This window comes from Micromonospora sp. KC207 (genome assembly GCF_004348615.1).
GTDB lineage: Bacteria > Actinomycetota > Actinomycetes > Mycobacteriales > Micromonosporaceae > Micromonospora.
The window spans coordinates 1-5,607 of the sequence record NZ_SMKJ01000364.1 but is presented as its reverse complement, the minus strand read 5'-3'; the positions used below and the strand labels follow the sequence as shown (position 1 = coordinate 5,607).

Sequence of the window (5,607 nt, the reverse complement as noted above, 5' to 3'; positions counted from 1 at the left end):
CCACCCCGGGGCTTTGCGCCTACCCCCGCCGCCTGCGCCCTTGTGCGCCCGCGCCCCGCGCACTCGCTGGGCCGCTCCGCCCGGTTCAGGTGTGAGAGGGGGACCCTTCTCTACCGGAGGCGTCAACAAGGGGCCCTTCCTTACGGAGCAGGCGGGTGAGGGTGCCGTTGGCTAGGGTCGCGCCGAGCGCCGAGCCGGCGGCGATGCTCCAGCCGACCGGCCCGAGCGGGGTGCAGCCGAAGAACTGGCTGACCCCCGGCGTCTGCACCACGAGCACCAGCACCCCGACCGAGGCGGCCGTCGACACGAGCACCGTCGGGCTGGTGCCACCGGCCAGCACGGTCTGCCCGAGCTGGGTGCCGACGAGCGAGGCGAGCGCGACCGTCCCGGCGCGGCGTCGTCGTCCGGTGTACCGGGCGAGCGTCCAGCCCACCGTCGCGCCCAGCGTGGTGGACACCGCCCGCAGCGCTATCTCCCGGGTCAGAGTTTCGCCGAGCGAGCTGTCCGGGCCCTCCCTGAGCAGGTAATCGGCGTGGCCGTCGCCGGGCGGCCGGACGGCGATGGCCAGCGCCGGTGCCAGGTCGGTGAGCAGGTTGACCAGGAGCAGTTGCCGTCCGTTGAGCGCGGACCGGCCGGTGCTGGCTGCGCTCAGCACGCTGAACGCGATTTCGCCGAGGTTGCCGCCGACCAGGATGCTCAGCGCGTGCCGGACGGACGACCACATGGCCCGCCCCTCGACCAGGGTGGCGATGATGGTTTCCAGCCGGTCGTCGGTCACCACCAGGTCGGCGGCGGCGCGGGCGGCGGGGGAGCCCCGCTGGCCGAGGGCGATGCCGACGTCGGCGAGCCGGATCGCCGGGGCGTCGTTGGCGCCGTCGCCGGTCATCGCCACGGTCCGCCCGTTCCGCTGTAGCGCCTGGATGATCCGTACCTTGTGGGTGGGGGTGCAGCGGGCCACCACGTCGGTGTGGGCCAGCCGTTCGGCGAGCGCGTCGTCGTCGAGCCGGTCCAGGTCGGTGGCGGTGGCCACGCGCTGCGCGCCGTGGTCGGGGCTGATGGTGGCGGCGATCGCCTCGGCTGTCGCCGGGTGGTCTCCGGTGATCATGATGGTGTGCACGCCGGCCTGCCGGATCCGGCGGACGGCGGGCGCGGCGGACCCGCGTACCCCGTCGGCGAGGGCCAGCAGGCCGACGAAGACGAGCTCCGCCACCTCGTCGTCGGTCACTGTGTCGCCGGTTACGGAGCGTTCGGCGACGGCCAGGACGCGATGCCCGGCACGGGCCCGCTCGGCGAGCATCCGGTGCAGCTCGTCCCGGCCGGCGTCGTCCAGCGGCTGGTCGTGGCCGTCGGCGGTGCGGCGGGCGGCGCAGCGCGGCAGCACCGTCTCCGGGGCACCCTTGACGCTGAGCAGCCGCCTGTCGCCGGTCCGGCCGACGGTGGCGTGGTAGCCCCGGGACGGCTCGAACGGCAGGCCGCCCGTCGCCCGCCAGCCGTCAGCGCCGGCCCGCTCGTCGACGCCGGCCGCCGTGGCGCCCCGGCGTACCGCCCGGTCGGTCTGCTGGGGTAGCTCCTCCGGGTCGCCCGCTGGGGTGGCGCGCAGCGCGGCGGCCAGGGTCAGCCGCAGCGGCTCGTCCAGCCGGTCCGGTGGGGCGTACCGGGTGCCGCTGCCGTCGCCGACGCCGGCGAGCAGCAGCTTGCCCTCGGTGAGGGTGCCGGTCTTGTCGAAGCACAACACGTCGACGCGGCCCAGCGCCTCGATGGTGCGCGGGTTGCGAACCAGCGCGCCGTGTTCGGCCAGCCGCCGGGCGGCGGCGAGCTGGGCGGCACTGACCAGGAACGGTAGGCCCTCCGGCACCGACGCCACCGCCAGGTTCGCGGCGGTCGCCGCCGTCTTCGCCAGGGGTACGTGGTGCAGCAGTCCCGCCCCGGCCACCGCCACCGCCGATCCGGCGGCCAGTGGGACGGCCGCCCCGGTCAGCTTGCCGAGCCGCGCCTCCACCCCGCTGATCGGGGGCGACTGCCGGGCCAGCGCCAGGCTGCGTCCGGCCTCGGTGTCCGCGCCGGTGGCGACCACGACGGCGGTACCGTGACCGGTGGCGATCGTGGTGCCCTCGTACAGCATGGAGTGCCGGTCGGCGATGGCGGCGGCCACCACCGGATCGGCGGACTTGGCCACCGGCAGCGACTCGCCGGTCAGCGACGACTCGTCCGCCTCCAGCCCGTCGGTCGTGAGGACCCGGCAGTCCGCCGGTACGGCGTCGCCGGGACCGAGCACGATCACGTCTCCCGGGACCAGTTCCTCGGCGGCGACAATTTGCTCCGCGCCGTCGCGGCGGGCCAGGGCGGTGACCGCCGAACGGGACAGCAACCCGGCCAGTGACCGCTCGGTGTTGCGCTGGTGGACCGCCCCGACCAGCGCGGACCCGCCGACGACCCCGCCGACGAGGGCCGCGTCGACCAGCGAGCCGAAGCTCGCGGAGAGCACCGCCCCGGCGGCGAGCACGGGGGTGAGCGGGTTGGCCAGTTCGTCGACGAACGCGCGGAGCAGGTTGGGCGGTCCCGGCGCACCCCCGGCGCGGCTGCCCAGGCGGCGGTGCGCCTCGGCGCTGTCCAGGCCGTCCGCGCCGGTGCCGAGCTGGCGGAGCACCGCGTCGGCCGGCATCAGGTGCCAGGCGGTCGGTACGGGCGGCGGCGTCTCCTCCCGGTCCGGCAGCCGGCCCGCCCGCCACACTCCGTGCAGGAAGGCCAGGGCGGCGGCCCCGTTCACGGCGGCCAGCGTCCGGCCCGGTAGCTGCCGGGGGTCGGCCGTGAACGCGCCGAGCGCCCCCAGCCCGGTGCCGGCCATCGACAGCCGGATGTTCTGCGCGGTCATCCGGCGGGCCACCCCGGCGGCCTCGATGATCAGGGCGGCGGTCCCCAGGTTGGTGCCGACCAGCAGGTGCGCGCCCCACGGCGGCAGGTCGTCGGGGCCGGCCACCCCGAGCCCGCAGTCGGAGGCCCCCAGCGCCGCCCGGTCGGCGGAGAGCAGCAGCACCACCGCGCCGTCGCGTTGCAGCCGGCGTACGGTGTCGACGGTCTGTGGGCCGCCGGGCAGGACGGCGTCGGCAAAGGCGTACCGGCCGTCGTCGTCGCCGGCGACCACCAGCCGCAGGCCGGCCTGCCGAGCGGCGGTGGGCAGGGCGTCCACACCGGGGGCGGGTTCCGGCTCCACCCGGAGCAGGGCTACGAGGCGGTCCGCCTCGGCGAGGCCGAGCAGCCTGCCGCCGCTCTCGCGCAGCCGCCGGCTGCCGTCGATGTCGCCCGGGTCGGTCGCGTCGACGGCGTCCAGCGGGCCGAGCCGCCATCCGTCGGCGTGCCGCACCCGATCCGGCGCGGTCGGGTCGAAGAGCGCGAAGGCGCGGGCGGCCACCTGCCCGGTGTCCGCCCCGGACAGCGGGGCGAGGTCGGCGAGCACCGCCCGCTGCGACCCGAGTACGGCGGCGTCCAGCACCACGGTGTCGATCCGGTCCAGTTCCCGCAGCACGCTGCGGTCCATGGCGATCACTCCGCGCCGGGCGAGCATCCGGCCGAGTTGGGCGGCGTACCCCTCGCGACCGCTGCCCGGTGCCTTGGGCAGGCTGGAGAGCCCGAGCGCGGCGGCCCGCTTACCCCCGACCACCGGCACCGCCACCGCCCCGGCCGCCGCGCCCGCCGCCAGCATTCGGGTGACGAAACGTTCGGCGGGGCCGTCCGGCTTCGGGTTCGGGCGTTTGGCCGCCGGCACCCGGGCGACGGCCCGGTCCGGGTCGCCGGTGAGCCGGGGCTCCGCCTTCGCCCAGGCGGTGAGCTGGGCTCGGGCCTCGCCCCACTGCACGACGCGCTGCGCGCCGTCCAGCACGATCCCGGCCCAGCCGCCGGTGAGGCCCTGCACGACCGCCTCGGCGAGCGGGAAGAGGACGTCGGCGCGCGGGTCGGCGCGCAGTCCCCGGTCGGCGAGGGCGTGCAGCCTCGGGTGCAGGTCGACGGCGGCGAGCAGGCCGGCCACCTCACCCGGAACCGGGGTGAACGGCAGGACCCTGGTGGCCGCCGAGATGGTCAGGCCGAGCGCGTCCGAGGCCAGCGCGCCGAGGGTACGGGGAGTGCGTGGCCCCTCCTCTGGCGGGTGCGGAGGCGGGATCTCCGGGTCGGGCTCGTGGTCGCAGGTGCGTTCGCAGCGGGCGATCGTGGCGATGAGGTCGCGCAGCCTCGGCTCCGGCTCCGCGACGGCCACGACCACCCGTCCGGACGGCGCGTTCACCCGGGCCCAGGCCACCCCGGGCAGCCGTTCCAGCGCCTTCTCCACCTGGCGGGCGAGCCGGTCCCCACCGTCCTGGCAGACGCCGTGCACCTCGATGTGGTGGCGGCCCGGCCGGGACCAGACCCGCCGACTGGTCAGGCCGGCCGCCCGGGCCAGCCGGGTCGCGGCGCTGCCGACGGTCCGGGAGGCGTCCCCCACCAGGTGCGGCACCGTCCGGGACGCGTCACCGACCAGGGGTATCGTCACCGACGGCAGGAGGCGGCCGGCCAACCGGCCCAGCGAGGTCATCAGGCGGTACGGCCGGAGCGCCGCCGGCCGGCTTGCCCGGTGCCGCCGCCGCTGCTCCCGCCATACGCCATCTCGCCTCCCGCGCTCGGTTCCGGCGTGCTGACTTCCCGCCCGCCCGGACGTCATGCCCCCTTCGTCCGGGAAGTTCTTCCTCCGGCGCAGGCCAGGTTCCCCCGCCGCTGCGGGCATGGACGGGCCTGCTGGTGGAACGCGGCTCGGGTCATCGCCAGCGCGACAACGGGGAGGCCGGGAATGAGCACGTTCACGCGACACCTCAGCGGGATGCACGAGACGGTACGGACGTACAGCCGCCGGATGGAGGTGCCGATGCTGGGGGAGGTAGCCGTGCCGCCGCCGGACAAGGTCGCCTACTACGCGGGCCTCGGGGTGCTCGCCGCGCTCCAGGTCATCGAATGGCCGCTCGCACTGGTCATCACCGCCGGTCACCTGCTCGCCGACCAGCACCTGTCCGGGCTGGCGAAGGGAATCGGGGAGGCGCTGGAGTCGGCCTGATCGGCCGGTCCACGGCCGGTGCGCCCGCCGGCTCACGGCGGGGTGCCGTCGGCTGTTCGCCGGGCCCGGCGAACACGCGGCGCGAGAGCCCGGTCACGACCGGCTTGACCTGAATTCGGGCTGAGGTCGCAGGCTGGCCGCATGCTGATCGAACTGCTGAGGGCCGAGGCGAGCCGGGAGCGACCGACTGGTGGGCGTCGCCGGGACCGCCCGGCTCCGCCCCCGGCGTGGGTGTTTTGTCCGGTCGGCCGGCGGTGACCGCCGTCGCGCCCCCGGCCGTTCCGGGGCACCTGTTCGCTCCCAGGCTGCGCGCCATGACGGTGGGCGTGGTGGCCCTGGTGTCGCTGCTGGCCTTCGAGGCGTTGGCCGTAGGCACCGCCATGCCGACCGTCGCCCGCAGCCTCGACGGGCTACCGCTGTACGGGCTCGCGTTCGGCGGCACCTTCGCCTTCGGCGTGGTGGGGATGGTGGTCTCCGGGGTGTGGTGCGACGCTCGCGGCCCCCGGGCACCCGTATGGACCGGGGTGGGC

General features: G+C 76.3%; 2 protein-coding genes and 1 pseudogene. 2 read left to right on the top strand and 1 reads right to left on the bottom strand.

Annotation, left to right across the window (positions count from 1 at the left end):
• Positions 1 to 85 precede the first annotated feature (85 nt).
• Positions 86 to 4,564, bottom strand: a complete 4,479-nt coding sequence (locus E1258_RS29195; protein WP_132406779.1) for a cation-translocating P-type ATPase — start codon at positions 4,562 to 4,564, stop codon at positions 86 to 88.
• A gap of 252 nt (positions 4,565 to 4,816) precedes the next feature.
• On the opposite strand from E1258_RS29195, the gene E1258_RS29190 reads away from it, so the two are divergent.
• Both E1258_RS29190 and E1258_RS29185 read left to right on the top strand, forming a co-directional pair.
• Positions 4,817 to 5,077 carry a hypothetical protein gene (locus E1258_RS29190; RefSeq protein WP_132406777.1) on the top strand — a complete coding sequence of 87 codons (261 nt, stop codon included), beginning with the start codon at positions 4,817 to 4,819 and terminating at the stop codon, positions 5,075 to 5,077.
• 236 nt (positions 5,078 to 5,313) lie between these two features.
• Positions 5,314 to 5,607, top strand: a pseudogene (locus E1258_RS29185) (MFS transporter); the annotation flags it as partial.